At 55.0% G+C, this 25,884-nt stretch carries 24 protein-coding genes and 1 riboswitch; of the genes, 12 read left to right on the top strand and 12 right to left on the bottom strand.

What is annotated here, in order from left to right; all coding sequences use genetic code 11:
• The first annotated feature begins 15 nt into the window (after positions 1-15).
• Together glnE and hldE are read left to right on the top strand one after the other, a co-directional pair.
• Entirely contained in the window at positions 16-2,868 is a 2,853-nt protein-coding gene (gene glnE, locus NR177_RS15855; protein WP_256853230.1) for a bifunctional [glutamate--ammonia ligase]-adenylyl-L-tyrosine phosphorylase/[glutamate--ammonia-ligase] adenylyltransferase, read from the top strand.
• 70 nt (positions 2,869-2,938) lie between these two features.
• Positions 2,939-4,363, top strand: a complete 1,425-nt coding sequence (gene hldE, locus NR177_RS15850; RefSeq protein WP_109716902.1) for a bifunctional D-glycero-beta-D-manno-heptose-7-phosphate kinase/D-glycero-beta-D-manno-heptose 1-phosphate adenylyltransferase HldE — start codon at positions 2,939-2,941, stop codon at positions 4,361-4,363.
• A gap of 36 nt (positions 4,364-4,399) precedes the next feature.
• Here hldE and NR177_RS15845 read toward each other — a convergent pair whose 3' ends face one another.
• On the bottom strand, positions 4,400-4,732 hold the full coding sequence (locus NR177_RS15845; protein WP_063880968.1) for an accessory factor UbiK family protein: 333 nt from the start codon (positions 4,730-4,732) through the stop codon (positions 4,400-4,402).
• A gap of 171 nt (positions 4,733-4,903) precedes the next feature.
• Positions 4,904-5,052: riboswitch (FMN riboswitch) on the top strand.
• A 110-nt stretch (positions 5,053-5,162) separates the two neighbouring features.
• Between NR177_RS15845 and ribB the strand changes: the two genes are divergently transcribed.
• Positions 5,163-5,819: a 3,4-dihydroxy-2-butanone-4-phosphate synthase gene (gene ribB, locus NR177_RS15840; RefSeq protein ID WP_063880967.1), complete on the top strand. Its 657-nt coding sequence runs from the start codon at positions 5,163-5,165 to the stop codon at positions 5,817-5,819.
• Between the two features lie 184 nt (positions 5,820-6,003).
• Entirely contained in the window at positions 6,004-6,786 is a 783-nt protein-coding gene (ygiD, locus tag NR177_RS15835; protein WP_145394970.1) for a 4,5-DOPA dioxygenase extradiol, read from the top strand.
• Between the two features lie 39 nt (positions 6,787-6,825).
• Here the strand turns inward: ygiD and NR177_RS15830 are convergent, their stop codons facing one another.
• The 3 genes from NR177_RS15830 to tolC all read right to left on the bottom strand — a co-directional run bounded on the left by NR177_RS15830 (position 6,826) and on the right by tolC (position 10,275).
• Entirely contained in the window at positions 6,826-7,986 is a 1,161-nt protein-coding gene (locus NR177_RS15830; RefSeq protein ID WP_256853218.1) for a glutathionylspermidine synthase family protein, read from the bottom strand.
• A gap of 8 nt (positions 7,987-7,994) precedes the next feature.
• Positions 7,995-8,663: a DUF1190 family protein gene (locus tag NR177_RS15825; RefSeq protein ID WP_063880965.1), complete on the bottom strand. Its 669-nt coding sequence runs from the start codon at positions 8,661-8,663 to the stop codon at positions 7,995-7,997.
• A gap of 142 nt (positions 8,664-8,805) precedes the next feature.
• Positions 8,806-10,275, bottom strand: a complete 1,470-nt coding sequence (gene tolC, locus NR177_RS15820) for an outer membrane channel protein TolC (RefSeq protein ID WP_256853217.1) — start codon at positions 10,273-10,275, stop codon at positions 8,806-8,808.
• A gap of 211 nt (positions 10,276-10,486) precedes the next feature.
• Here tolC and nudF point away from each other — a divergent pair, with 211 nt between their 5' ends.
• From nudF to parE, 5 genes are read left to right on the top strand one after another with little or no spacing between them, the layout of a single operon-like run.
• Positions 10,487-11,122 (top strand): ADP-ribose diphosphatase, encoded by a 636-nt coding sequence (gene nudF / locus NR177_RS15815; RefSeq protein ID WP_096011877.1) that lies wholly within the window; start codon positions 10,487-10,489, stop codon positions 11,120-11,122.
• The gene (locus tag NR177_RS15810) at positions 11,119-11,544 is read left to right on the top strand and encodes a DUF1249 family protein (protein WP_063880962.1); all 426 of its coding nucleotides are present in this window, start codon (positions 11,119-11,121) and stop codon (positions 11,542-11,544) included. The genes nudF and NR177_RS15810 overlap by 4 nt, the downstream gene beginning before the upstream one ends.
• Before the next feature lie 42 nt (positions 11,545-11,586).
• The gene (gene cpdA, locus NR177_RS15805; protein ID WP_063880961.1) at positions 11,587-12,414 is read left to right on the top strand and encodes a 3',5'-cyclic-AMP phosphodiesterase; all 828 of its coding nucleotides are present in this window, start codon (positions 11,587-11,589) and stop codon (positions 12,412-12,414) included.
• A gap of 3 nt (positions 12,415-12,417) precedes the next feature.
• On the top strand, positions 12,418-12,999 hold the full coding sequence (gene yqiA / locus NR177_RS15800; RefSeq protein ID WP_063880960.1) for an esterase YqiA: 582 nt from the start codon (positions 12,418-12,420) through the stop codon (positions 12,997-12,999).
• A 48-nt stretch (positions 13,000-13,047) separates the two neighbouring features.
• Positions 13,048-14,943, top strand: coding sequence for a DNA topoisomerase IV subunit B (gene parE / locus NR177_RS15795; protein ID WP_063880959.1), 1,896 nt, complete (start codon positions 13,048-13,050; stop codon positions 14,941-14,943).
• Between the two features lie 65 nt (positions 14,944-15,008).
• On the opposite strand, the gene NR177_RS15790 is transcribed toward parE, so the two are convergent.
• Together NR177_RS15790 and NR177_RS15785 are read right to left on the bottom strand one after the other, a co-directional pair.
• Positions 15,009-15,317 (bottom strand): putative quinol monooxygenase, encoded by a 309-nt coding sequence (locus NR177_RS15790; RefSeq protein WP_063880958.1) that lies wholly within the window; start codon positions 15,315-15,317, stop codon positions 15,009-15,011.
• 31 nt (positions 15,318-15,348) lie between these two features.
• On the bottom strand, positions 15,349-15,930 hold the full coding sequence (locus NR177_RS15785; RefSeq protein ID WP_063880957.1) for an NAD(P)H-dependent oxidoreductase: 582 nt from the start codon (positions 15,928-15,930) through the stop codon (positions 15,349-15,351).
• Positions 15,931-16,084: 154 nt separating this feature from the next.
• Between NR177_RS15785 and NR177_RS15780 the strand changes: the two genes are divergently transcribed.
• The gene (locus NR177_RS15780; protein ID WP_371873598.1) at positions 16,085-16,855 is read left to right on the top strand and encodes a transporter substrate-binding domain-containing protein; all 771 of its coding nucleotides are present in this window, start codon (positions 16,085-16,087) and stop codon (positions 16,853-16,855) included.
• A 274-nt stretch (positions 16,856-17,129) separates the two neighbouring features.
• On the opposite strand, the gene NR177_RS15775 is transcribed toward NR177_RS15780, so the two are convergent.
• From NR177_RS15775 to NR177_RS15750, 6 genes are all read right to left on the bottom strand, one after another.
• Positions 17,130-17,990, bottom strand: a complete 861-nt coding sequence (locus tag NR177_RS15775) for a ketose-bisphosphate aldolase (protein WP_218995717.1) — start codon at positions 17,988-17,990, stop codon at positions 17,130-17,132.
• A gap of 86 nt (positions 17,991-18,076) precedes the next feature.
• Positions 18,077-18,928, bottom strand: a complete 852-nt coding sequence (locus tag NR177_RS15770; RefSeq protein WP_256853216.1) for a class II fructose-bisphosphate aldolase — start codon at positions 18,926-18,928, stop codon at positions 18,077-18,079.
• Between the two features lie 9 nt (positions 18,929-18,937).
• Entirely contained in the window at positions 18,938-20,029 is a 1,092-nt protein-coding gene (locus NR177_RS15765) for a PTS fructose transporter subunit IIC (RefSeq protein WP_063880954.1), read from the bottom strand.
• A gap of 11 nt (positions 20,030-20,040) precedes the next feature.
• A complete protein-coding gene (locus NR177_RS15760; protein ID WP_096011875.1) occupies positions 20,041-20,355 on the bottom strand; it encodes a PTS fructose transporter subunit IIB in 315 nt (104 codons plus the stop codon).
• A 22-nt stretch (positions 20,356-20,377) separates the two neighbouring features.
• Positions 20,378-20,848 (bottom strand): PTS sugar transporter subunit IIA, encoded by a 471-nt coding sequence (locus NR177_RS15755; RefSeq protein ID WP_063880952.1) that lies wholly within the window; start codon positions 20,846-20,848, stop codon positions 20,378-20,380.
• 18 nt (positions 20,849-20,866) lie between these two features.
• A complete protein-coding gene (locus NR177_RS15750) occupies positions 20,867-22,429 on the bottom strand; it encodes a transcription antiterminator (RefSeq protein WP_145394976.1) in 1,563 nt (520 codons plus the stop codon).
• A gap of 392 nt (positions 22,430-22,821) precedes the next feature.
• On the opposite strand from NR177_RS15750, the gene parC reads away from it, so the two are divergent.
• Complete coding sequence (gene parC, locus NR177_RS15745) at positions 22,822-25,095, top strand: DNA topoisomerase IV subunit A (RefSeq protein WP_063880950.1); 2,274 nt, start codon at positions 22,822-22,824, stop codon at positions 25,093-25,095.
• Positions 25,096-25,140: 45 nt separating this feature from the next.
• Positions 25,141-25,878, top strand: coding sequence for a 1-acylglycerol-3-phosphate O-acyltransferase (locus NR177_RS15740; RefSeq protein WP_063880949.1), 738 nt, complete (start codon positions 25,141-25,143; stop codon positions 25,876-25,878).
• Positions 25,879-25,884 lie beyond the last annotated feature (6 nt).

Below are 25,884 nucleotides of genomic sequence, written 5' to 3'. Positions count from 1 at the left end.
TATCAGGGAGAGAACATGTTGCCATCCTTACCCAACCTATTGCGCACGCAGGCCGCGCAGGCCGTCGAACAGCTCGGTCTTGCGGATTCCGCCCTGAGTGAGGCACAGCTTGCCGGTCTGGCGTTCAGCGACTTTGTGCTGGATAACCTGCAGCAGAATCCGGACTGGTGGCAAGCCATCGCCGCGCAGTCGCCTCAGGCCGACGAGTGGCAGCAGTATACGCAGTGGTTGGACAGTGACATGGCAGCGGTAGACAGTGAAGCCAGCCTGATGCGCGTGCTGCGCCTGTTTCGTCGTCGCATGCTGGTTCGCATTGCCTGGATGCAGTGCTTACATCACGCCACGACAGAGCAGACGCTGCAGCAGTTAAGCGTGTTAGCCGAGGTGCTGATCGACGCCGCGCGCGCCTGGGTTTATCAGGACTGCTGCCGCGAGTTTGGCACGCCCTGCAATGCCGCAGGTGAGCCACAGCCGCTGCTGATCCTCGGTATGGGTAAGCTGGGCGGCGGCGAGCTGAATTTCTCGTCGGATATCGACCTGATTTTTGCCTGGCCGGAAAATGGCACGACGCGCGGCGGTCGCCGTGAACTCGACAATGCGCAGTTTTTTACCCGTATGGGCCAGCGCCTGATTAAGGTGCTCGACCAGCCCACGGCGGACGGTTTTGTTTACCGGGTGGATATGCGCCTGCGTCCGTTTGGCGACAGCGGGCCGCTGGTCATGAGCTTTGCCGCTCTGGAAGATTATTACCAGGAGCAGGGCCGCGACTGGGAGCGGTACGCGATGGTGAAAGCCCGGCTGATGGGCGATGAGCAGGATCGCTGGAGCCAGGAGCTGCAACAGATGCTGCGGCCCTTTGTTTATCGCCGTTACATCGATTTCAGCGTGATCCAGTCGTTGCGTAATATGAAAGCGATGATCTCGCGCGAAGTGCGCCGCCGTGGGCTGAAAAACAATATCAAGCTGGGTGCCGGTGGGATACGTGAAACGGAATTTATCGTGCAGGTGTTTCAGCTGATTCGCGGTGGACGTGAGCGCTCGCTTCAGCTCAGAGCCTTGTTACCCACGCTGTCGGCTATTGAATCCCTGGCATTGCTGCCACCTGAACAGGTTGCTGCACTGCGCGCTGCCTACCTGTTTCTGCGCAGGCTGGAAAACCTGCTGCAAAGCCTGACAGACGAGCAAACGCAAACGCTGCCGGAAGAGGCATTACCGCGCGCCCGTCTGGCGTGGGCGATGCAGTGTGATGACTGGTCCATGCTGAGCGCACAGCTGGACACGCACATGGCCGCCGTGCGGGCCATTTTCGATGAGCTGATCGGGGAAGATACACCGGATGTTGGCGATCGGCCCGAACTGGCCGATTTCAATATGCTCTGGCAGGACAGCCTGGAGGACAGTGAGCTGGCGCCGCTGGTGCCGCAACTGGATACCGCGCAGTGCCAGGCACTCAATCAGGCGCTGGAGGCGTTTCGCCAGGATATCAGCCGCCGTACCATCGGCCCGCGTGGTCGCCAGGCGCTGGATCAGCTCATGCCACGGCTGCTGAGTGAAGTGTGTTTGCGCAACGATGCCGCAGTGACCTTCAGCCGACTGGCACCGTTGCTGCTGAGCGTTCTGACCCGCAGCACCTATCTTGAACTGCTGACCGAGTACCCCGGTGCGTTACGTCACCTGATTCGCCTCTGTGCGGCCTCGCCGATGGTGGCAAGCCAGCTGGCACGTTATCCCCTGCTACTGGATGAGCTTCTTGATCCCGCCACGCTGTATCAACCCACCGCCACCGATGCCTATCGTGATGAGCTACGTCAGTATCTGATGCGCATTCCCGCTGATGATGAAGAACAGCAGCTTGAAGCATTGCGCCAGTTTAAACAGGCACAGCTGTTACGCATCGCGGCGGCTGACATTGCAGGCACGATGCCGGTGATGAAAGTGAGCGATCACTTAACCTGGCTGGCCGAAGCCATCATTGAATCGGTGGTGCAACAGGCATGGAATATGATGGTACAGCGCTATGGCCGACCGTCACACCTTGTGCATGAGCACGAACGGGGCTTCACGGTATTGGGCTACGGCAAGCTGGGTGGATGGGAACTGGGCTACAGCTCGGATCTCGATCTGGTTTTCCTGCATGACTGCCCGCTGGAAGCGGTCACGCAGGGAGAACGCAGCATCGACGGCCGTCAGTTTTATCTGCGGCTGGCGCAGCGCATCATGCATCTGTTCAGTACCCGCACCTCGTCCGGTATTTTGTACGAAGTAGATGCGCGACTGCGTCCGTCGGGGGCGGCTGGCATGTTGGTCAGCACCTTTGAAGCCTTCGACGACTACCAGCGCAATGAAGCCTGGACATGGGAGCATCAGGCGCTGGTTCGGGCCCGCGTGGTGTTCGGTGAACCCGCCTTGAGCGAGCGCTTTAGCGCCATTCGCCGTGCCATTCTCTGCCTGCCTCGCGACGCAACGGCGTTGCAAACCGACGTCAGAGAGATGCGTGACAAAATGCGCGCGCATCTGAGTAATAAGCATAAAGGCCGCTGGGAAATCAAAACCGACGAAGGCGGCATTACGGATATTGAGTTTATCGCGCAGTATCTGGTGCTGCGTTACGCGGCCACGCAGCCCGCCTTAACGCGCTGGTCGGACAATGTGCGGATTTTTGAACTGATGGCCACCCATCAGAAAATGTCAGATGAGGAAGCGGCTGCGCTTACCCATGCTTATGTCACGCTGCGCGATGCGCTGCACCATCTGGCGCTTCAGGAGCAGCCGGGGCACGTTGAACCCGACGCATTCGCGCAGGAAAAACAGGCGGTGAACGGCAGCTGGCAGCGCTGGCTACAGTCACCACAATCTCTCACGGCGTGAGGCTGATAGCACCTGTCGCAACTGTGTTATCATCCGCGCACTATTTTGAATGCAGTCTGGAGTGTCTGGAATGAAAGTTACTCTGCCCGCGTTCGGCCAGGCCTCGGTGCTGGTCGTCGGCGATGTCATGTTGGATCGTTACTGGTACGGCCCCACCAGCCGTATTTCTCCTGAAGCCCCGGTTCCGGTGGTGAAAGTAGAAACCGTTGAAGAACGCCCAGGCGGCGCCGCTAACGTGGCAATGAACATTGCTGCGCTGGGTGCCGGTTCCCGTCTGATCGGACTCACCGGTGAAGACGATGCGGCTCAGGTACTGAGTAAAACGCTGAAAGATGTTCGTGTTGACTGCGATTTTGTCACGTTAAAAAGCCATCCCACTATTACCAAACTGCGTGTGCTTTCGCGCAATCAGCAGCTTATCCGCCTGGACTTTGAAGAAGGGTTTGAGCAGGTTGATGCCGCCCCGATGCACGAAAAAATGCGTCAGTCGCTGTCCCGCAGCGGTGCGGTGGTGCTGTCGGATTACGGCAAAGGCGCGCTGGACAGCGTTCAGCAAATGATCACGCTGGCACGCGAAGCGAATGTGCCCGTACTGATCGATCCAAAAGGCACGGATTTTGCGCGCTACCGCGGTGCGACGCTGCTGACGCCCAACCTGTCTGAGTTCGAAGCCGTGGTCGGCAAGTGCAAAACAGAAAACGAGATTGTTGAACGTGGTATGCAGCTCATCGCCGACTGCGACCTTTCCGCCCTGCTGGTCACCCGTTCTGAGAACGGTATGACGCTGCTCCAGCCCGGCAAGGCTCCGCTGCACCTGCCTACGCTGGCGCAGGAAGTCTTTGACGTTACCGGCGCCGGGGATACCGTGATTGGCGTGCTGGCCGCAGTATTAGCCGCGGGTGACTCGCTGGAAGAAGCCTGTTTCCTGGCTAACGCTGCCGCAGGCGTGGTAGTGGGCAAGCTCGGCACCTCGACCGTCAGTATCGTCGAACTGGAAAACGCGATTCGCGCGCGTCCTGAACGCGGCTTTGGCATTATGACCGAAGCTGAACTCAAAGACGCCGTTGCGATGGCACGTCAGCGCGGCGAAAAAGTGGTAATGACCAACGGTGTCTTCGACATCCTGCACGCCGGGCATGTTTCGTACCTTGCCAACGCGCGCAAGCTGGGCGATCGCCTGATTGTCGCGGTAAACAGCGATGCGTCCACTAAGCGCCTGAAAGGCGACAGTCGTCCGGTGAACCCGCAGGAAAACCGCATGATTGTGCTGGGTGCGCTGGAAGCGGTGGATTGGGTGGTGCTGTTTGAAGAAGACACGCCTCAGCGTCTGATCGCCAGCGTGCTGCCCGATCTGTTAGTGAAGGGCGGAGATTACAAACCTGAAGATATCGCGGGCAGTAAAGAAGTCTGGGCAAATGGCGGTGACGTACGCGTGCTCAATTTTGAAGATGGTATCTCGACCACCAACATCATCAAAACCATTCGCGGCGACTGAATGATGATGGCGGGAGCCTGCGCGCCCGCCATCCCTTTATTTAGCGGTCTTGTCAGCAGGGTTTGCTGCCGGAACGATTGCCGGTGCCGGGCCGGGTGTGCTGGTGGCAGTGGGCGCGGCAGAAGCCGAACTCTTGCTTTCCAGCTGAGCCAGACGTTGCTCCAGCGCCGCCAGTTTTTCCCGCGTACGCAGTAACACCTGAGTCTGTACATCAAACTCTTCACGGTTGACCAGATCCATGCGGGTCATTTGTGCCTGCAGCGTCTGCCGGATTTTCTTCTCGACATCATCGCCAAATTCACGAACTCCCTTCGGCAGCGCGTCATGAACCTGACGGGCCATTTGTTCAATTTTTTTCGTGTCGATCATGATGGTTTCCTGATTACGGGTTGCTATGGCAGCATTTTACCAACGCTATGGTGACTTAAGTGTAATGCCTGAATTGAAAAGGTTAAACCTGAAATCCTTAGCGCAAAAAATGCTAAAGCAATAATGGCTTTCTGCATTGCCGCCCCGAATGGGAAGCGTTATAGTTAAAACGCTTATTCTCAGGGCGGGGCGAAATTCCCCACCGGCGGTAAATCAGCCCAGGCTGACAGCCCGCGAGCGCTTCACTCTCATGGTGAAGGTCAGCAGATCCGGTGAAATTCCGGGGCCGACGGTTAAAGTCCGGATGGGAGAGGGTAACGACATTTGTCAGGCATTATGTCTGTTTTGCGTCATTGCTACGTCTTTAAGGCGTCACTCCTAAGCTTGCCCTGATTCTGGTAACCCAATACATTTATAAGGTTTTATTACCATGAATCAGACTCTACTTTCTGAATTTGGCACGCCGAAACAGCGTGTAGAACGTGCTATCGCAGCGCTACGCGAAGGTCGCGGTGTGATGGTGCTCGACGATGAAGATCGTGAAAACGAAGGCGATATGATTTTCGCCGCTGAAACCATGACCGTCGAGCAGATGGCGCTCACCATTCGCCACGGTAGCGGCATCGTTTGTCTTTGCCTGACCGAAGAACGCCGCCAGCAGCTGGCGTTGCCGATGATGGTGGAAAACAATACCAGCGCCTACGGCACGGGTTTTACCGTCACCATCGAAGCGGCGAAAGGCGTTACCACAGGTGTTTCCGCCCAGGATCGTCTCACTACTATTCGCACCGCGATTGCCGATAACGCTAAGCCAGAAGACTTAAACCGTCCTGGCCACGTTTTCCCGCTCCGTGCACACGATGGCGGCGTTCTGGCCCGTGGCGGTCATACGGAAGCGACCATTGATCTCGTTACGCTGGCGGGCTTTAAACCTGCAGGCGTGTTGTGTGAACTGACGAATGACGACGGCTCGATGGCCCATGCGCCTGAAGTCATCGTCTTCGCGAAACAACATGCTATGCCGGTGGTTACCATCGAAGACCTGGTCGCCTATCGTCGCGAGCATGAAACGCGTCAGGCCAGCTAAGCGTTTTCTCATCAGGCCAGATATTCTGGCCTGATTGTTTCACCTGGCACCGCCCGTTTTTCCCTCTGTTTTACCCCTCCATATTATTCAAATTTCCTGAAAGACAACATCATGCTTATCCGCGTGATAACGTCTGCAAACAGCGTATCGTAGTGTTTATTGAGTGAACATATTAAGGATCGCTATGAACCAGGTACGTATGCCGGCACTGTTTTTGGGACACGGCAGCCCGATGAACGCGCTAGAAGAAAACCGCTACACCGAAGCCTGGCGTCAAGCCGGTGCCACGCTGCCACGACCACGGGCGATCCTGGCCATTTCGGCTCACTGGTACACCCAGGGAACGGCGGTCACCGCGATGGAGAAGCCGCGCACCATCCATGATTTTGGCGGTTTTCCGCAGGCGCTGTTTGATACCCGCTATCCCGCGCCGGGTTCGCCTGAACTGGCAAACGAAATCGCTGAGATTTTATCGCCTGTGCCGGTTTATCAGGACCATGCATGGGGATTCGATCACGGCTCGTGGGGCGTACTCATTAAAATGTATCCTGAGGCGGATATTCCGGTAGTCCAGCTTAGTATCGACAGCGGCAAGCCTGCGGCCTGGCATTTTGAGATGGGCAAAAAGCTGTCTGAACTGCGCGATCGCGGTGTCATGATCGTTGCCAGCGGCAATGTCGTGCACAACCTGCGTAAGGTTCTGTGGGGCGGCGGAAACGCTTATGACTGGGCGACCGGATTCAACGACTATGTGCGCGATAATCTGGCGGTTCAGGCCGAGGCAGATGCACATCCGCTGGTGAATTTTATGCAGCATCCGGATGCGGCGTTATCCAATCCGACGCCGGAACACTTCCTGCCGCTGCTGTATGTGCTGGGATCTCGCCATGCAGACGAGGCCGTCACCGTCCCTGTCGAAGGTATGGAAATGGGCGCTATCAGTATGTTGTCGGTGCAGGTCGGCTAGTATGAAAACAGGCCAGCGTGCTGGCCTGGATAAGAACAGTCAGTCGATGAACGCGTGCGGATAAAAACGCGAAAGATCCTGGGTGATCAGGTCGCGATCTTCACGCAGGCCAATGCCTGCAGGCTGATCGTCTATCAACCAGCTGCCAATCAGGGTGTAGCTGTCACCAAATTTTGGCAGAGGGTGAAACTGCTGGACGATCATGCCTTCTTCGCCGTAAGGACCGTCCACACGGGCGATCTCTTTGCCGTTTTCCACAATACGAATATTGGCACCTTCGCGCGAGAACAGCGGTTTGACGACGTACTTGTCCATCGGTGGCACATCGTCTTCGGCAAACCAGGCGGGCAACAGGTTGGGGTGATTCGGGAACATCTCCCACAGCAGAGGCAGCAACGCTTTGTTTGACAGGATGCTTTTCCAGGCAGGTTCCAGCCAGCGTACGCCCGCATCGGCCAGTTTGGTAGAAAACATCTCGCGCAGCATAAATTCCCACGGATAAAGCTTGAACAGATTGCTGATGACCTGATCCTGGGCATCCGTAAACTGGCCTTTCTCCCCCAGCCCTATCTCATCGATGTAGAGAAACTCGCTCGGTAGTCCGGCTTCCGTGGCACAGTCCTGTAAGTATTGCACTGTACCGCGATCTTCATCGGTATCACGGCAGCAGGCGAAATGCAGCCAGTTAAACCCCTGTTGCTGATGAAGCACCGTAAAGCGGTCGATGAGTTTCTCTTGCAGGCTGTTGAACTGATCGCTGCCTTGCGGCAGCTGTCCAGCGTTGAGCTGATCTTCCAGCCACAGCCACTGAAAAAACGCCGCTTCATACAGCGACGTGGGCGTGTCGGCATTGTTTTCCAGCAGTTTGGCATCGCTTTTGCCGTCCCAGGCAAGGTCAAGGCGCGAGTAAAGCGAAGGCTGACGTTGTTGCCATGAGTCGCGCACGAAGTCCCAGGTGTGCTTAGGGATGCGGAATTTGGTGAGCAGCGTTTCGCTGTTCACCACTTTTTCCACCACCTGCAGGCACATCTGATGAAGCTCGGCGGTGACGTCCTCAAGATAATCAATCTGCGCCAGCGTGAACTGATAGTAAGCATCTTCACACCAGTAAGGCTCACCGTGCATGGTGTGAAAACGAAAACCAAACTCCGTGGCTTTTTCCCGCCAGCCCGGGCGCTCTGAAATCGCGATGCGTTGCATAAACGGGGTTAGCCTCCCAGCGAACGATTAGAGGTGCCGGTGGCACTGCTACGCTGCATACTGTTTTGCTTCGCGACCGTTTCACCAAAGCCACCGCGCGTGATGGTTGAGGTCGTGGTCGGCTTAGGCGCCATGGCGGTTTTAGGAACCGTCATGGTTTTACCGGAAGTGGCGTTACCGTAGTTACGACCGGAAGCATCGACAAACTGACCGTTAGCCGGGCTGTTTGGCGTTTTAGGTGAGAACAGCGGCTGCTGCGCAAAACCTGCTCCGCCGCCCATCATGCGGCCCATCATATAGCCCGCCATCAATGGCATCCAGAAGCTGCCGCTTTGCTGCGACTCGGCGTTAGTGCTGCCCACGCCCGCCTGAGCAGGTGCCTGCTGACACTGGTTTTCACCAAATTCCGCCACACAGTCTTCACGCGTTGCGTATTTCGGTGCGGTGCGTTCAGCTTCTTTTTTCGCATTGTTAAACGCGGTGGTGCATTGCGCATTCTGGCCAGGGTTGGCTTTTGCGCAATCATCAGCGTTCTGATAAAGCGAGACGGTTTCGTCGTTTTGTTCACAACCTGCCAGCATAAATACCGCTGATACAGCGATAGCAACAGGCGTTAAGTGTCTTGCTTGCCAGCTCTTACGAAAGGCGGCATAGCGGATCGTTTTAGTCCGTTTCATTATAAATATCCTGTGCCCAAAGGTAGCGCATAGAATAGGGGATGAGTGGCGAGAAATGAAGCTAACGGCCAGGCAGGACGGGGATCTTTACTTAGTTATACGTTTTTAAGAGAAGCGGGCCGCAAAGCAGCCCGCAACCTGATTAGTGACCGAATGGATTACGGTTGCTCTTATGGGCCGCAGGGCGCACTGGCGCCGTCGCGGTTTCTGAAGAGGACGCGATATGATCTTCACCCAACACCTGCTGAACGTTTTGCGGCTGAACGGTTTCAGGTGACGTGGAGATCTCTTTGCCTAACTGGCTGTTGAGAATACCCAGACTCTGCTCGTTCAGCGTACCCAGCGCATAGCTGATGTTCAGCTGATTAATCAGATAGCTGTAACGGGCATCTGACAACTGCTGTTTCGCGTTATACAGGGTTGAGGTGGCGTTCAGCACATCAACGATGGTACGCGTACCGACCTGATAACCGGCTTCCATTGCGTCTAATGAGCTTTGCGCAGAAACCACGGCTTGTTTATAGGCCGCAATGCTGCTCGCTGACGCATTTACGTTGTTGTAAGAAGACCGCACCGTCTGGACAGCGGAACGGTGCGCCGCTTCCAACTGCTCGCTGGCGCTGACAAAGCTGTATTGCGCCTGTTTCACCTGCGAGGTCACGCTGCCGCCGCTGTATAGCGGAAGCGTAAAGCTCAGGCCGACTTTACTGTTTCCGGTAATCGAGTCGGTTGAGTTTGCACTCTGTTCAGCGCGGCTTCCGCCGTACTTGCTGTTAGACAGGCCGGTTGAGGCAGTCAGATCGAGCGTTGGCAGGTGGCCTGACTCTGCAGAACGAATCTGCTCACGGGCTAAATCCTGATTCAGGCGAGCAGAAAGCAGATTAAGGTTACGGCTTTCTGCCTGCTTGAGCAGCGAGTTAACGTCATCAGGTTTGGTGGTTTTAAAGCGATCGATATTCAGCGAGGCCAGCGCCAGGTAGTCCATGCCGGTGATCTGACGCAGGGACTCCACCGAGTTATCCAGGTTATTCCGCGCTGTCACTTCATTCGCCAGCACGCTGTCATACTGAGCGCGGGCGTTCTGCACGTCGGTAATCGCAACCAGGCCCACGTTGAAGCGCTGAGTGGTTTGATCCAGTTCGCGGTAGATGGACATCTTCTGCGCTTCGACGTAAGAAAGCGTATCAATAGCTTTCAACACGTTGAAATAGGCCGTGGCGGTATTCAGAATCAAATCCTGCTGAGCAACCTGATACGTGACGTCCTGAATACCGGCGGTTTTTTCCTGCAGAGTCAGCGCGCGCCATTTTGACATGTCAAAAATGGTTTGCGTCAATTGCAGTGTGCCACTGGTCGTGTTGGAATGAATACCGCTACTATCACGATAGCCATTTGCATAGCTATAGTCTGCACCCAAACCCAGCTGTGGTAATAAAGGGCTGCGCGCTTCGTTGATTTTCTCAAACGCAGCATCGCGAGTGGCAGCGGAACTCCGCAGATCCGGGTTGCTTAAACGCGCTTGTTGGTAAACCTGAAGCAGGTTTTCCGCCTGGCTGGCGACGCTGAAACCGCCCAGGCTCAGCCCAATAAATAATGGGAGCAGTTTTTTCATTTGCATTCCTTTTGTTGCAGCAAATCGCAATGATAGTGCCGCCGGTAAGCCAAAAATTATCGCAGATTCTAGCAGAGGGCAACTGTGAGATAAGGTGGCTGAACGTGCCATATTTGTGTGTTTCAGGTAAATAACTCAGTAATGACTGTTTGAATGGTGCCTGGGCTTGTGTTTTATCTGTGTCATCCCAATCTGCAAAAGGAACCCAATGATGAAGGACAATAAAACATCACCTGTGACTTTCACAAAAAATGATGTAGAAATTATTGCACGAGAAACAGCCTACGACGGTTTTTTTTCCATCGTTCGCTACCGCTTTCGTCACCGTCTGTTTAAGGGCGGGATGAGCGGGGAAGTGACCCGTGAAGTTTTTGAGCGCGGTCATGCTGCCGTACTGCTACCTTATGATCCCATCCGTGATGAAGTGGTGCTGATTGAACAGATCCGCATCCCGGCCTTTGACTGCAGCCCAACGCCGTGGCTACTGGAAATGATTGCGGGCATTATTGAGCAAGGTGAAACCCCGGAACAGGTAGGACGCCGTGAAGCCTTAGAAGAAGCCGGTCTGGACGTTGGCCGGGTGAAGCCCGTGTTGAACTATCTTGCCAGCCCCGGCGGCACCAGCGAACGTTTATCGGTGATGGTCGGTGAAGTGGATGCCAGTCTGGCAACAGGATGCCATGGTCTGGAGGAAGAGAATGAGGATATTCTCGTGCATGTGGTCAGCCGTGAACAGGCCTACCACTGGGTGGAACAGGGGATTATTGATAACGCGGCATCTGTCATCGCCTTGCAATGGCTGGCACTGCACCATAAAGAACTTCGAGAAGAGTGGACGCAAAAATGAAACAGCGCTATACCCCTGATTTCCCCGAGATGATGCGGCTGTGCGAGACCAATTTCGCCCAGTTACGCCGTCTGCTACCACGCGATGACGAGGCAGGCGCATCGGTGATCTATCAGGTAAGTGGCGCCCGCTATCAGTTAACGATTGAAGAATCCACCCGTTACACCACGCTGGTCGAAATTCGTCAGACGGTCCCGGCGGTGAGTTACTGGAGCCTGCCGTCGATGTCTGTCAGGCTGTATCATGACGCCATGGTCGCTGAAGTGTGTTCAACACAGCAGATCTATCGGTTTAAAGCGCGTTATGATTACCCGAATAAAAAGATGAATCAGCGTGATGAAAAACATCAAATCAATCAGTTCCTCGCTGACTGGTTACGCTACTGTCTGACGCATGGCGCGATGGCAGTACCGGTTTGCTGATACGTATAATGCATTGAATGGCGTAGAGACGAAGGAAACGCTTTGGATAGCCTGCTAACTCTTCCTGCGACAACGGGGTCCGAGTTTCGGATTCTGCAAGTGACGGACACACACTTGTTCGCAGGAAAACATGAATCGCTGCTGGGAGTGAATACCTGGTCGAGTTATGACGCGGTGCTGGATGCGATCATCGCGCAGCAGTGCGATTATGATCTCATTGTAGCCACCGGCGATCTCTCTCAGGATCACTCGGTCGAAGCCTATCAGCATTTTGTTGAGGGCATTTCGCGCTTGCCTAAACCCTGCGTCTGGCTGCCGGGTAATCATGATTTTCAGCCCGCGATGGTAGATACGCTGGCCAAGGCCGGGATTAACACCCATAAACATGTACTGATGGGGGAACACTGGCAGGTGGTGCTGCTGGACAGCCAGGTCTTCGGCGTGCCGCATGGCATGTTAAGTGACTATCAACTTGACTGGCTCCATAACGCGCTCGCGCGCTTTCCCCTACGTCATACGCTGGTGCTGCTGCACCATCATCCTCTCGCTTCAGGCTGTACCTGGCTTGATCAGCACAGCCTACGCAATCCGCATCAGCTTGATGCCGTGCTACAGCACTATCCGCTGGCAAAGACGTTGGTATGCGGCCATATCCATCAGGAAATGGATGTGGACTGGCACGGCCGACGCGTTCTGGCAACGCCTTCCACCTGCGTGCAGTTCAAACCGCACTGCACCAGCTTCACTATTGATACCGTTGCGCCGGGCTGGCGCTGGTTTACGCTGCACGATGACGGTCAGCTAGAGACGGAAGTTAACCGGCTCACCACTCAGGCGTTTTGTCCCGATCTTGACGCTGAAGGATATTGACGGATGAAGGCACTGCTTTACCTGCACGGCTTTAACAGTTCACCGCTTTCAGCAAAAGCCACGTTGTTTAAACAGTGGCTGAGCCACAATCATCCTGATATTGAGATGATTGTGCCGCAGCTTCCCACGTTTCCGGCCGATGCCGCCGCGATGCTGGAAGATATTGTGCTGAGCAACAGCGGGCGCGATATGGGGCTGGTAGGCTCCTCCCTGGGCGGTTATTACGCGACCTGGCTGTCACAGTGCTTTATGTTGCCTGCGGTGGTCGTCAATCCCGCCGTGCGGCCATTTGAGTTGCTGGTGGATTTTTTAGGGGAAAATCAGAATCCCTACACCGGCCAGCAATATGTGTTAGAGTCTCGCCACATTTACGATCTGAAAGTGATGCAGATTGAACCGCTGGAAGCACCTGATTTATTGTGGTTGCTGCAACAAACCGGCGATGAAGTGCTCGATTACCGCCAGGCGCTCGACTACTACAGCGCGTGCCGTCATACGGTGGAAGAGGGCGGAAATCATGCATTCACTGGATTCGAGCGCCATTTCCCGCAAATTCTGGACTTTCTGGGCCTGAATCACTCTTGAGTAACGCGGAAATCGCAACCATTTTCTTCTTCTAATCAGACAGTTACCATGAGTCAATCAAGCTATAATGCGGGTGACATTGAGGTCCTGACTGGCCTTGAGCCGGTTCGCCGTCGCCCGGGAATGTATACCGATACGACGCGGCCTAACCACTTAGGTCAGGAAGTGATTGATAACAGTGTCGATGAGGCACTGGCGGGCCATGCCAGGCGCGTAGAAGTGATTTTACATGCCGATCAGTCGCTGGAAGTCATCGACGATGGCCGTGGCATGCCGGTGGATATCCACCCGGAAGAAGGCGTCCCGGCCGTGGAGCTTATTCTGTGCCGGCTGCATGCGGGCGGCAAATTCTCGAATAAAAACTACCAGTTTTCCGGTGGCCTGCATGGCGTCGGCATTTCGGTGGTTAACGCCCTGTCCAAACGTGTTGAAGTCAACGTGCGCCGTAATGGCGAGATCTACTTTATCGCCTTCGAAAATGGCGACAAAGTGCAGGATCTTACCGTAACCGGCACCGTTGCCAAGCGTAACACCGGCACCAGCGTCCATTTCTGGCCGGATGAGCACTTCTTTGACAGCCCGCGTTTCTCGGTGTCCCGCTTATCCCATCTGCTTAAAGCCAAAGCCGTGCTGTGTCCGGGCGTGGAAATTGTCTTTAAAGACAAACTAAACAATACCGAACAGCGCTGGTGCTATGACGATGGCCTGACCGATTACCTGTGTGAAGCCGTTAATGGCCTGCCGACGTTGCCGGAAAAACCCTTTGTCGGCACCTTTGCCGGTGATATTGAAGCGGTTGACTGGGCGTTACTGTGGCTGCCGGAAGGCGGTGAGCTGCTGACGGAAAGCTATGTAAACCTGATTCCCACCATGCAGGGCGGCACCCATGTGAATGGGCTGCGTCAGGGCTTGCTGGATGCCATGCGTGAATTTTGCGAGTACCGCAATATTCTGCCGCGCGGCGTTAAGCTGTCTGCGGAAGATATTTGGGATCGCTGCGCCTATGTGCTGTCAGTGAAAATGCAGGACCCGCAGTTTGCAGGACAGACAAAAGAGCGTTTGTCCTCGCGCCAGTGCGCCGCCTTTGTGTCTGCCGTAGTAAAAGATGCTTTCAGCCTGTGGCTGAACCAGAACGTGCAGGCAGCGGAACAGCTGGCGGAGCTGGCGATTTCCAGCGCCCAGCGCCGTATGCGTGCGGCCAAGAAAGTGGTGCGTAAAAAACTGACCAGCGGCCCGGCCCTGCCAGGAAAACTGGCGGACTGTACCGCGCAGGATCTGAATAAAACCGAGCTGTTCCTGGTGGAAGGGGATTCGGCGGGCGGATCGGCGAAGCAGGCGCGCGATCGTGAATATCAGGCGATCATGCCACTTAAAGGTAAGATCCTGAATACCTGGGAAGTCTCATCTGATGAAGTGCTGGCCTCGCAGGAGGTGCATGATATTTCGGTGGCGATCGGTATCGATCCCGACAGTGAAGACCTGTCTCAGCTGCGCTACGGTAAAGTCTGTATTCTTGCGGATGCCGACTCGGATGGACTGCACATTGCCACATTGCTCTGCGCTCTGTTTGTGAAGCACTTCCGCACGCTGGTAAAAAATGGCCACGTCTATGTGGCGATGCCGCCACTTTATCGTATCGATCTGGGCAAAGAAGTGTATTACGCGCTGGATGAAGACGAGAAAGAGGGCGTGCTGGAGCAACTGAAGCGCAAGAAGGGCAAGCCAAACGTGCAGCGTTTTAAAGGGCTGGGCGAAATGAACCCGCTGCAGCTGCGCGAAACCACGCTCGATCCCAATACGCGACGTCTGGTACAGCTCACCATCAGTGACGATGATATTGACCAGACCTTGCGGGTCATGGATATGCTGCTGGCGAAAAAGCGTTCCGAAGACCGCCGCAACTGGTTACAGGAAAAAGGCGATAAAGCGGACATTGAAGTGTAGTTCGCCGCCAGATGCAAAAAGCCCCGGCCATCGCCGGGGCTTTTTCATGTAAGCGCCGCAAAAAACTATTTACCCGGCTCAAGCACCAGAATTTTCACGTCCGTCACATAGTCTTTAATCGCAGTACGATGGGCTTCCATATGCGGCATCTGCTGATGTTGATCAAGATGGCGTAGCGTTTCCCACTGCTCCAGCATAAAAACCGAATCGGGTGAATTGTGCTTCCACGGCACCTGCGCCTGATGATCGACCAGAGGGCTGTACTGGTGACAGCCTTCTTCTTCCAGCACGGTAGGAATCACCTGGTGAAACGCATCCAGCACTTTCTGACGACAGCCTGGTTTTACACAAATTTCAGCAACGACGGTTAACATTCACTTTTCCTCTTTCTGGATGAAACGCTATTTAAGCAAAAATCTCGCTGAGGTGCGTGCGATAACGTGCAATATCGCGTGGGACATCAGGCTGTTTCATCACGTCGTTACAGATAAAGGTCGGCAATGCTTCCATACCCAGGAACTGATTCGCCTTGTGGAAATGCAGATAGAGTCCGTCTACACCAACGCCTTCAAAGAACTGCTCGGGGTCGGTAAAAGCCTCGAGGGGCGCGTTCCAGGTGAGGGACAGCATATATTTTTTGCCCTGAATCAGTCCGCCTGAACCGTATTTTTTGGCGTCGTCAGCACGTGTGCGTCCATCGCTGGCGTAAAGCTTACCGTGGCCTTCGGTGAAAACCTCATCAATATAACGTTTCACGGTCCAGGGCTCGCCCATCCACCAGCCCGGCATTTGGTAAATGACCACGTCACTGTCGACATATTTTTGCACTTCTTCGGCCACGACATAATCGCTGTCGGCAACGGTAATCGTCACTTCATGGCCCAGATCACGCAGTTGGCTGGCGGCCACATCGGTCAGTGTATGATTCAGCTCGCCTTTAGAATGGGCGAAGGTTTTACCGCCATCGATAATTAAAATTTTACTCATTCAGCTTCTCTCCCCTATACGTCAATGGGGATAGCTTAGGGGGAGACGTGCCGGAGAAAAATGCGAGAATGATCACAACACTTTTGCGAATAGCGCAATAACCAGCGGGGTTATGTCACCATAACGGCGCAAACCCATCTTCGAAAAAAATATAATGATGAAAAAAACACTCGTAATCACGTTACTGCTGGCGGCGACCGGCGCTCAGGCCGAGTCTCGTCTGGACACCATCCTCAGCAGTAAAACCCTCAAAGTCTGCACCACCGGGGACTACAAGCCTTACAGCTTTCTGAAACCCGATGGCAGCTATGAGGGGCTGGATATCAGTATGGCCCAGTCGCTGGCGGCATCACTTGGGGCGAAGGTGCAGTGGGTTCCCACGACCTGGAAAACCCTGACGCAGGACTTTCTGGCTAAGCAGTGCGATATCGCGCTGGGTGGCGTATCGGTCACGCTGAAGCGCCAGCAGACCGCCTGGTTTGCGCAGCCGTTGGGCGTGGACGGTAAAATTCCGCTGGTGCGTTGTGCGGATAAAACGAAGTACCAGACGGTCGACCAGATGAACCAGTCCAGCGTGCGTCTGGTTGAGCCAGCAGGGGGCACGAACGAGGCGTTTGTTCACAGCCACTTACCTCAGGCCTCGTTAACGCTGTTTCACGATAACGTGACCATCTTCCAGCAGCTGGTGGACAACAAAGCCGATGTGATGATCACCGATGCCTCCGAGGCGCTGTACCAGCAAAAACGCTTTCCGACGTTATGTGCGCTCAACCCGGATAAACCGCTCCAGTATGGCGAAAAGGCCTATATGATTCCGCGTGATGATATGAGCTGGAAGCAGTATGTCGATCAGTGGCTGCATCTGAGCACCGCGACCGGGGAATATGCGCAGATCGCCCAGCAGTGGATGGGTGTGATGAAGTAAGGCGGGGCTCTTTCGGAGACGGGTGCAAACGCCGTCCGACAGGGTTTCTGCGCTGGCGTCCTCGCGCCGCTGACGCGGTACCTTCACGCCGCTCTTCAGCCTGACGGACCGACGGAGACGGTACGTCCTGTACCGGCTCCGTCTTTTGCCCGCGTCCTGCGGGCAAATCCTGGCTTCATCTCTCTGTTCAGCGCTGTGGATTGCCTGCTCAGCACCCCTGCCGGACCGCTTTGATATGCCAGCGCGCTGTTGCCTGAATCAGAGACGAATAGGCTCAATACAGCGACGCTTTTCCCAGTCCGCCAAACAAATTCATTTTGTAGCGGATCACCGCTTTAGCGGCTTCAATCGCTTCGGGATAGATAACGTTAGGGTCCCACCAGGTTTCACGGGTTAAGACTTCGCGGACTTTCTGGAAGTAGGCATATTTCATATCGCTGGAGATATTGATTTTACCCACGCCCAGCGTAACCGCTTCAGCCACTTCCGCATCCGGATTTGCCGAACCGCCGTGCAGCACCAGCGGAATGGACACGCGTTGCGAGATATCCCGCAGGATGTGCATTTGCAGTTCCGGTTTCATATCTTTGGGATAAATACCGTGCGCCGTGCCTATTGCCACCGCTAAGGTATCCACGCCGGTGCGCTGCACAAAATCTTCCGCCTGCGCCGGCTCGGTATAAATCACCTTACTGACGCCACCTTCTACCGACGTACCGGTATCGCCAATGGTGCCCAGTTCGCCTTCCACGGAAACGCCCACCGCATGGGCCAGTTTCACCACTTCTTTGGTCAGCGCCACGTTTTCTTCATAGGGCAGCAGCGAGCCATCAATCATGACCGATGTAAAGCCACACTGAATGGCCCGCAACACATGGGCAACCGAAGCGCCATGATCCAGATGCAGGGTAAAGGGCACGCGGCTTTTCAGGGTGCGCTCCCGCACATAGCCAAAAAACGCATCCGTCACGAACTCCAGTTCGCTGGGATGAATAGAGATAATGGCCGGGGTGTGGGTGGCTTCGGCTTCTTCCACCACCGCGCGGATAAAACAGCTGTCAGCCACGTTAAATGCGCCTATAGCAAAGCGGTGTTGACGGGTGGGGCTTAACATCTCTTTCATTGAAATCAACATGTTAAATCTTCCTCAGCTTGTTTTACGACAAAGGGATGCCCTGCGCTGACGTTCAGCGACGCGCACCGGGTTACAGCAGAAAAAAATCAGATCTGATTCGCGGAGCCGGAGTCGCTCAGATAGTCATGTACGACTGCGCGACAGGCGGACGCCATCAGCGCCATCAGGTCAGGCAGTTCAGCAGAAGGATGCTGTTTAAGCGCCTGTTGGATCGCCTGCTTGCCGGCATCAAAAACGGCTGCACCGACGTTAATCTTGGCGACGCCGTGCTGACTGACGCGACGAATCGCCTCCGCAGGTGTGCCGCTGCCGCCGTGAAGTGCAAGGGGGACCGGCGAGACGGCATGCAGTTCTGCCAGACGCTGAAAGTCGATTTGCGGTTTGACGCCAGCGGGATAGAGCCCGTGCGCGGTGCCAACCGACACCGCTAACAGATCGATGCCCGTTTGTTCCAGAAAGGGCAGCACATCCGCCACCTGTGTCATTTTTACCGCGGCGTCCGCCAGCGCATAAGTTGGGGCATCGGCGATATGCCCCAGTTCGCCTTCCACACAAACGCCAGCGGTGTGGGCCATCTCGACCACCTTTGCCGTCTGGCGAATATTTTCTGCCAATGGCTCCGAAGAGGCATCGATCATCAGTCCGGTAAACCCCGCGCGAAAGGCCTGCCCAATCAGCGCAAAGTCTGTCCCATGGTCGAGCGCCAGGGCGACCGGCACACTGGCATCCGCCACCAGCGCCTGAACCAGCGGCACGGCAACAGCGGGCGGAAAATGACGACTGTGTCCCTGATAAACATTCAGGATCAGGGGCGCACGTTGCTCCTCCGCCGCCTGCACGGCCGCACGGGCGCTTTCCAGGTTAAAACAGTTGATGGCCAGTACCGCGTATTGATGACGGGCGGCCTGCGCTATCAGGTCATTCATTGCCGCGTACATACGCACTCCTTATTCCAGTGTGAATTTAATGTCGTCATCGCGAACGCTGTGGTCTTCCACGTCGTCAAACTCCTCGTCGGCTTCGGTGACCGGCTTTTTCAGCAGCGATAACATCACGCCACAGATCGTGCTGCCGATACCGAGCGCCAGACAGAACAGCCAGGGTTTGGTAAAGAGGGGAACCACGAACATACCGCCATGAGGCACAGGCGCTTCGACGCCCCAGACCATAATCAGCCCACCGGCGACGGCGGACGCCACCACACAGCTGCCGACGACACGAAACAGATCGCGGGCAGCTATCGGGATCACACCTTCGGTGATCATGCAGATCCCCATCGGAAAGGCCGCCTTCAGCGCTTCTTTTTCCGCGCGGGTGTACTTATGGCGGGTTAACAACCAGGAAAGGGTGATACCAAAGGGGGGGATCATCGAGCCGACAAATTTGACCGCTTCCGGTCCATAAATGCCGTCGACCAGCATGCCATCCGCAAACAGCGACATGGTTTTATTCACCGGGCCGCCGAAGTCGAAGGTCGCCATCGCCCCAAGAATCGCCCCCATGACGAATTTAGAACCGCCTTGCATGGATTCCAGCAGCGCAATCAGCGCCTTCTGTAGCCAGACGATGGGCTGGCCGATAAAGGTCATCATCAGAAGCCCGGCGATAATGGTGCTCAGCACGGGCAACACCATGATGGGCATCAGCCCCTGCATCGACTGTGGCAGCCGGATAGTGCGCCGCAGCAGAATCACCGTATAACCCACCAGGAAGCCACCCAGGATGCCGCCGATAAAGCCGGTGCCGATCTGACCGCAGATAAAGCCCACGATTAAACCGGGTGCAAAGCCAGGCCTGTCGGCAATTGAATAGGCGATGGCGGCGCTGATCAACGGCACGATCAATCCCATGCCCCAGCCGCCCATCTGGTTCAGCATCCAGGCTATCGTGCCGGGATGTTTGCCAACGTCCGGTCCGCCGATCACCTGGCCCAGGGCGATACAGATCCCGGCGGCGACAATCAGCGGGATCATCCAGGAGATCCCGGTCAACAGATGGCCTTTGATCTCCTGCCCATACTGTCTTTTGTTATCGTTCATTGTGGATCTCCTCAGGCGCGCGCCAGTGAATCCGCCACTTTTTCCAGAAACTTGATCGGCGACTTGATCACCACTTCGGTTTTCACCCTGACGATCGGTTTGCCGCGAAAGCGTTCTTCACCGTTGATCTTCACATCTACCGCCAGAATGACCACATCGGCGGCGGCGATGGTGTCGGCATCCAGGGCATTTTCGGTACCAATGGTGCCCTGCGTTTCCACGTGGATGGTGTGACCAAGGGCATGTGCACCCTTGATCAGTTTTTCGCGCGCAATGTAGGTATGCGCGATGCCCGCCGTACAGGCGGCAACACAGACGATGTTCATGGTCTACCTCGGACGTGTAGGATTAACAGAGGTCGGTTTCGGCGTACTGACTGAACAGCCGAATGATTTCGCTGGGGTCATTTTCCACCAGCAACTGCGCTATCACCTCATCATCGGCCAGCGCACTGGCCACCTGGGACAGCAGGCGAATATGGGGAGTATTTTGATCTTCAAGACGCACGGCAAACAGGATAATGCAGCGCACCTTACTGCCATCCAGCGTTTCCCACGGAATATCCTGTTGGCTACGCCCAATGGCTAATGTGGTTTGTTTAACGGCTGACGATTTACCGTGCGGAATGGCAATATGGTTTTCAAACCCTGTCGATCCTTCCGCCTCACGTAGCCAGACGTCCTTAATAAAAGTCGCTTTATCGCTGATGGCGTCGTCACTGAACAGCAAATCGGTCAGTTCAACAATCGCCTCCTCTTTACTGCTGGCTTGCAGGTTGAGATTGACGCGGCGCGGCGTAAGAATGCGAGAAATATCCATCTGTCAGACCTCATTCAGTTAATGTTCAGCCAGGACGCTGTTAACGGCCTGCGGCAGTTGGCTGCCAATCATGGCGTCAGTCACACGACGAATGTCGTCGTCATTGAAAAACGCGGTCACATACACGGTTGGAAACGTCGCGATATCAAGATGAATGGTAGAAATCACCAGGTCCACCGGCTCTTGCTGGCAAAAATCGCCCAGGTTACTGGCAGAAATGACGCCCGCAATAATCCAGTCCGGGAACGCGCGCAGAATACGGCTCTTAAGGAGATGCGAAGTGCCCACGCCGCTGGAACACACCAGCAGAATACGTTTGTGGGCGATTTGCCGTTCCAGCGCAGCCTGAAAATGAACACACAAATAACCCACTTCATCATCAGCGATGGACGCATAATGAAAACGTGTCGCGGTAATCTGCATGGCCCGCTGCGTCAGCGTAAAAATTTCACTCAGCTCCGTTTTAATATCATCCAGTAACGGATTGCGAATACGAATATGATATTTAAGCCGGTTAAGTAATGGCTTAATATGAAAAAGTAAACCTTCAAATAATAAAGGATCGGTGGTGAGATCCTGTTGAATGAGATCTGAGAAACAGTGAATTAATTCAAGCGTTATATTGCGCGATTCTTTATTCGAAAATTGATATTGCGGCAGCATATCGCTACCGCGTTCCTCAACAACAATGCCGGAAGAAATAATGTACTGATAAATAAATCCGATCTCATCAGCCGGAACTGACTGTCCTAAACGTTGTTCAATCTGTACCACCATTTGCCGGGCAATCTTCAGGATACGGTTGTCCATTTCCTGGGCGCTCAGCGCCAGCGGCAGGGATAAGGCTTTACCCTGCGACATGCGGTGGATCATGATCAGGATGTGGGTCGACAGATTGATGTAGTAGGCATCGCTCAGGGGATAGCCAAGCTGCTGCTCCATGTGCTGCAGTAAGGTCTGCACAAAGGCCACATCTTCTTCGCCAAAATAGTGAATCAGCGCCTGGTAACTGCCCGGGTCCAGCCGCGGCAACGGCGTATTACTGCCAACGTTATGCTGCATAACATCGTTAATCAGCGATACCATTGCCTGGCGCAATGCCTGTTCGCTGCCTTCCACATGGGTACCGCTCTGACTGCGCACGACCTGGAGTTCCAGCGGCTGCAGCCACTCTTCAATCACCTTTAAATCGTTGACGATAGAGGCATGGCTGATGAAATAACGTTCAGATAATTTACTGATTGAGGTTTCTCGCGGGGCATCCCTCAGCAGCTGCGACAGAATTTTCACCCGGCGTGCATTGTTGCTTAGCCCCTCAGACCAGTTTTCTTCACTGGCAAGGTGCTGCTGTAAAAGCAGGCGTTGCTCTCTGTCGTCGGTTTGCAGCATCACACTGCGTCCGGGCAGCTTGATCAACGGCACCTGCCAGTCACTCAGCCAGATTTCCAGGCGCTGTAAATCGCGATAAATACTTTTTTCCGACACGCTCAACTGCTGGGCTAATTGCGTTAAAGCCAGCGGCGTGCCGGCCTGTAGCAGTAATTTCAGTAAGCGATGTTGTCGTGAAGTCAGATTCTGCATTCAGTCACCTGTCTATTATTTCGTTAGCGGTGCTTAAGTGGCAATTCGTTTAATCCAACCTGGCATAAAAATAAAATAACCTGATGTCGATGAAAGGGAATGTAGGGCGAGAAAGGCGAATCAACAATACTAAATGTTGTCCCGGAAGCAGGACAGGATTAATACGCGCGACGTTCGCCAGTAATTAATTGCGAGCGCGGTCACAAACTATTAGAAATAAGACGCTGAGCATTTTGTCCAGAGCGTCGTTTTTGGCATGCAATAAACAGGGAAAAAACCCTGAGCTGACTGCGTCAGGACTGTGACTAACACCCGCGAATAAGGTACTATCCTCGCCAAACAACCGCCGGGTGATCCGCCGTTGCGGGTCACGATGTGAGGATGAGGACTTAATGAGCGAATTGACGCAGGATGGTGCAGAGCGTCTTGCCCTGCATACGTTTACTGAGAATGCGTACTTAAATTACTCCATGTACGTCATCATGGACCGCGCGCTGCCTTACATTGGCGACGGTTTAAAGCCCGTGCAGCGCCGCATTGTCTTTGCGATGTCAGAGCTGGGACTGAACGCCACAGCCAAATTTAAAAAATCCGCCCGTACCGTGGGTGACGTGCTGGGTAAATACCATCCTCATGGCGACAGCGCCTGCTATGAAGCCATGGTGCTGATGGCGCAGCCGTTTTCCTACCGCTATCCGCTGGTCGATGGTCAGGGGAACTGGGGGGCACCGGACGATCCCAAATCCTTTGCCGCCATGCGTTACACCGAATCACGCCTGTCTAAATATGCCGAAGTGCTGCTGGGCGAGCTGGGTCAGGGCACGGCCGACTGGGTGCCAAACTTTGATGGCACCATGCAGGAGCCGAAGATGCTGCCGGCGCGGCTGCCGAATATTCTGCTGAACGGCACCACCGGCATCGCCGTGGGCATGGCAACCGATATTCCGCCGCACAATTTGCGTGAAGTCGCCCAGGCCGCTATTGCCCTGATTGACGATCCCAAAACCAGCCTGGATGCGCTGCTGGAGATCGTGCAGGGACCGGATTTCCCGACCGAAGCCGAGATCATTACGCCGCGTGAAGAGATCCGGAAAATCTACCAAAACGGACGCGGCTCGGTTCGCCAGCGTGCGGTGTGGAAGAAAGAAGAGGGTGAGGTGGTGATCACAGCGCTGCCGCATCAGGTGTCGGGCGCCCGCGTGCTGGAGCAGATCGCCAACCAGATGCGCAACAAAAAGCTGCCGATGGTAGAGGATCTGCGTGACGAATCCGATCACGAAAACCCCACCCGGCTGGTGATCGTACCGCGATCCAATCGCGTCGATCTGGATCAGGTCATGAACCACCTGTTCGCCACCACTGACCTGGAAAAAAGCTACCGTATTAACCTCAACATGATCGGGCTGGATAACCGTCCGGCGGTGAAAAACCTGCTGGAGATCCTGTCGGAATGGTTGGTGTTCCGCCGCGACACCGTGCGTCGCCGTCTGAACTACCGGTTAGATCGCGTGCTGCGTCGCCTGCATATTCTTGACGGTTTGCTGGTGGCCTTCCTCAATATCGACGAAGTGATTCACATCATCCGTACTGAGGATGAGCCGAAACCGGTACTGATGTCGCGCTTTGAGATCAGTGAAACCCAGGCCGAAGCGATCCTTGAGCTCAAGCTGCGCCATTTAGCGAAGCTGGAAGAGATGAAGATTCGCGGCGAGCAGAGCGAACTGGAAAAAGAGCGCGATCAGCTGCAGTCGATTCTGGCGTCCGAACGCAAAATGAACACGCTGCTGAAAAAAGAACTGCAGGCCGACAGCAACAGTTTTGGCGACGATCGCCGTTCACCATTGCGTGAGCGCGAAGAAGCCAAAGCACTCAGCGAAACCGAGCTGGTTCCCTCCGAGCCAGTCACCATTGTCCTGTCGCAGATGGGCTGGGTGCGCAGTGCCAAAGGGCATGATATCGATCCGGCAGGGCTGAGCTACAAAGCCGGTGACAGCTATCTGGCGGCGGCGCGCGGTAAGAGTAATCAACCCGTCGCCTTTATCGATTCAACCGGACGCAGCTATACGCTCGATCCCACCTCGCTGCCGTCGGCACGGGGTCAGGGCGAGCCGCTAACCGGTAAGCTGACGCCACCGCCGGGTGCTGTCGTTGAACAGGTGCTGATGGAGCCAGAAGAGCAGCGTTTGCTCATGGCTTCTGATGCCGGATATGGTTTTATCTGTACCTTCAACGATCTGATTTCGCGCAACCGTGCGGGCAAAGCGCTGCTGACCCTGCCTGAGAATGCGCGCGTGATGACGCCAATGGCCGTGCATCACGAAGACGACATGTTGCTGGCCATTACGCAGGCCGGCAGGATGTTAATGTTCCCGGTAGGCGAGCTGCCGCAAATGTCGAAGGGCAAAGGCAACAAGATTATCTCCATTCCGTCGGCGGATGCCGCAGCGGGAGTCGATAAACTGGCCTGGCTGATGATACTGCCACCGGGCAGTGCGATTACGCTGCACGTTGGCAAACGCAAGCTGCTGTTACGCAGTGAAGAGTTGCAGAAGTTCCGTGCCGATCGCGGCCGTCGTGGCACACTGCTGCCGCGTGGCCTGCAAAAAATTGATCGGGTCGAACTGGATGCACCGGCACGTCCTGACAGCGCCGACAGCGACGCGTAATTCACCCGGCTGGCTGATGGCCAGTCGTGTCATATTGAGGAAGCTATGTTACTGATATTACGTACTATTATCGTCGTGATTTATTCAACCCTGTTAAGTATTTTCGGGTGCATCTGGTGTCTGTTCTCGCCACGTAACCCGCGCCACGTCGCGACCTTTGGTCACCTGTTTGGCAAATTATCGACCCTGTTTGGCCTTAAAGTAGAGCTTCGCCGCCCCGAAGGCGCGGAAAACTATGGCAACGCGATTTACATCGCTAACCATCAGAACAACTACGATATGGTGACGGCAGCCAAGATTGTGCAGCCCACGACGGTCACCGTGGGTAAAAAAAGCCTGTTATGGATACCCTTTTTTGGGCAGCTTTACTGGCTGGCCGGTAACCTGCTGATCGATCGTGACAACCGCGCCAAAGCACACGGTACGATTGGTGAGCTGGTGGATCAGTTTAATAAAAAGCGCATCTCATTCTGGATGTTTCCAGAGGGCACGCGCAGCCGCGGTCGCGGATTATTACCGTTCAAAACCGGGGCATTTCATGCCGCTGTTGCGGCGGGCGTGCCGGTCATTCCGATTGTGGTCTCGAATACTCACGGCAAAATTAACCTCAATCGCCTGAAAAACGGACTGGTGATTGTGGAGATGCTGCCGCCGGTGGACGTCAAACAATTTGAGGCCACTTCAGTGCGTAAACTGGCGACGCACTGTCGTGAATTAATGGCGGCAAAGCTGGAAGAGCTGAACGCCGAAGTCGAAGAACGTGAAAAAAACGGTAAAATCTAACCGATA

This window comes from Pantoea sp. Fr+CA_20 (assembly GCF_024520835.1).
Taxonomy (GTDB): Bacteria; Pseudomonadota; Gammaproteobacteria; order Enterobacterales; family Enterobacteriaceae; genus Pantoea; species Pantoea allii.
Note: the sequence above shows the minus strand (reverse complement) of the source record. Positions and strands in the feature narration are given on the sequence as shown.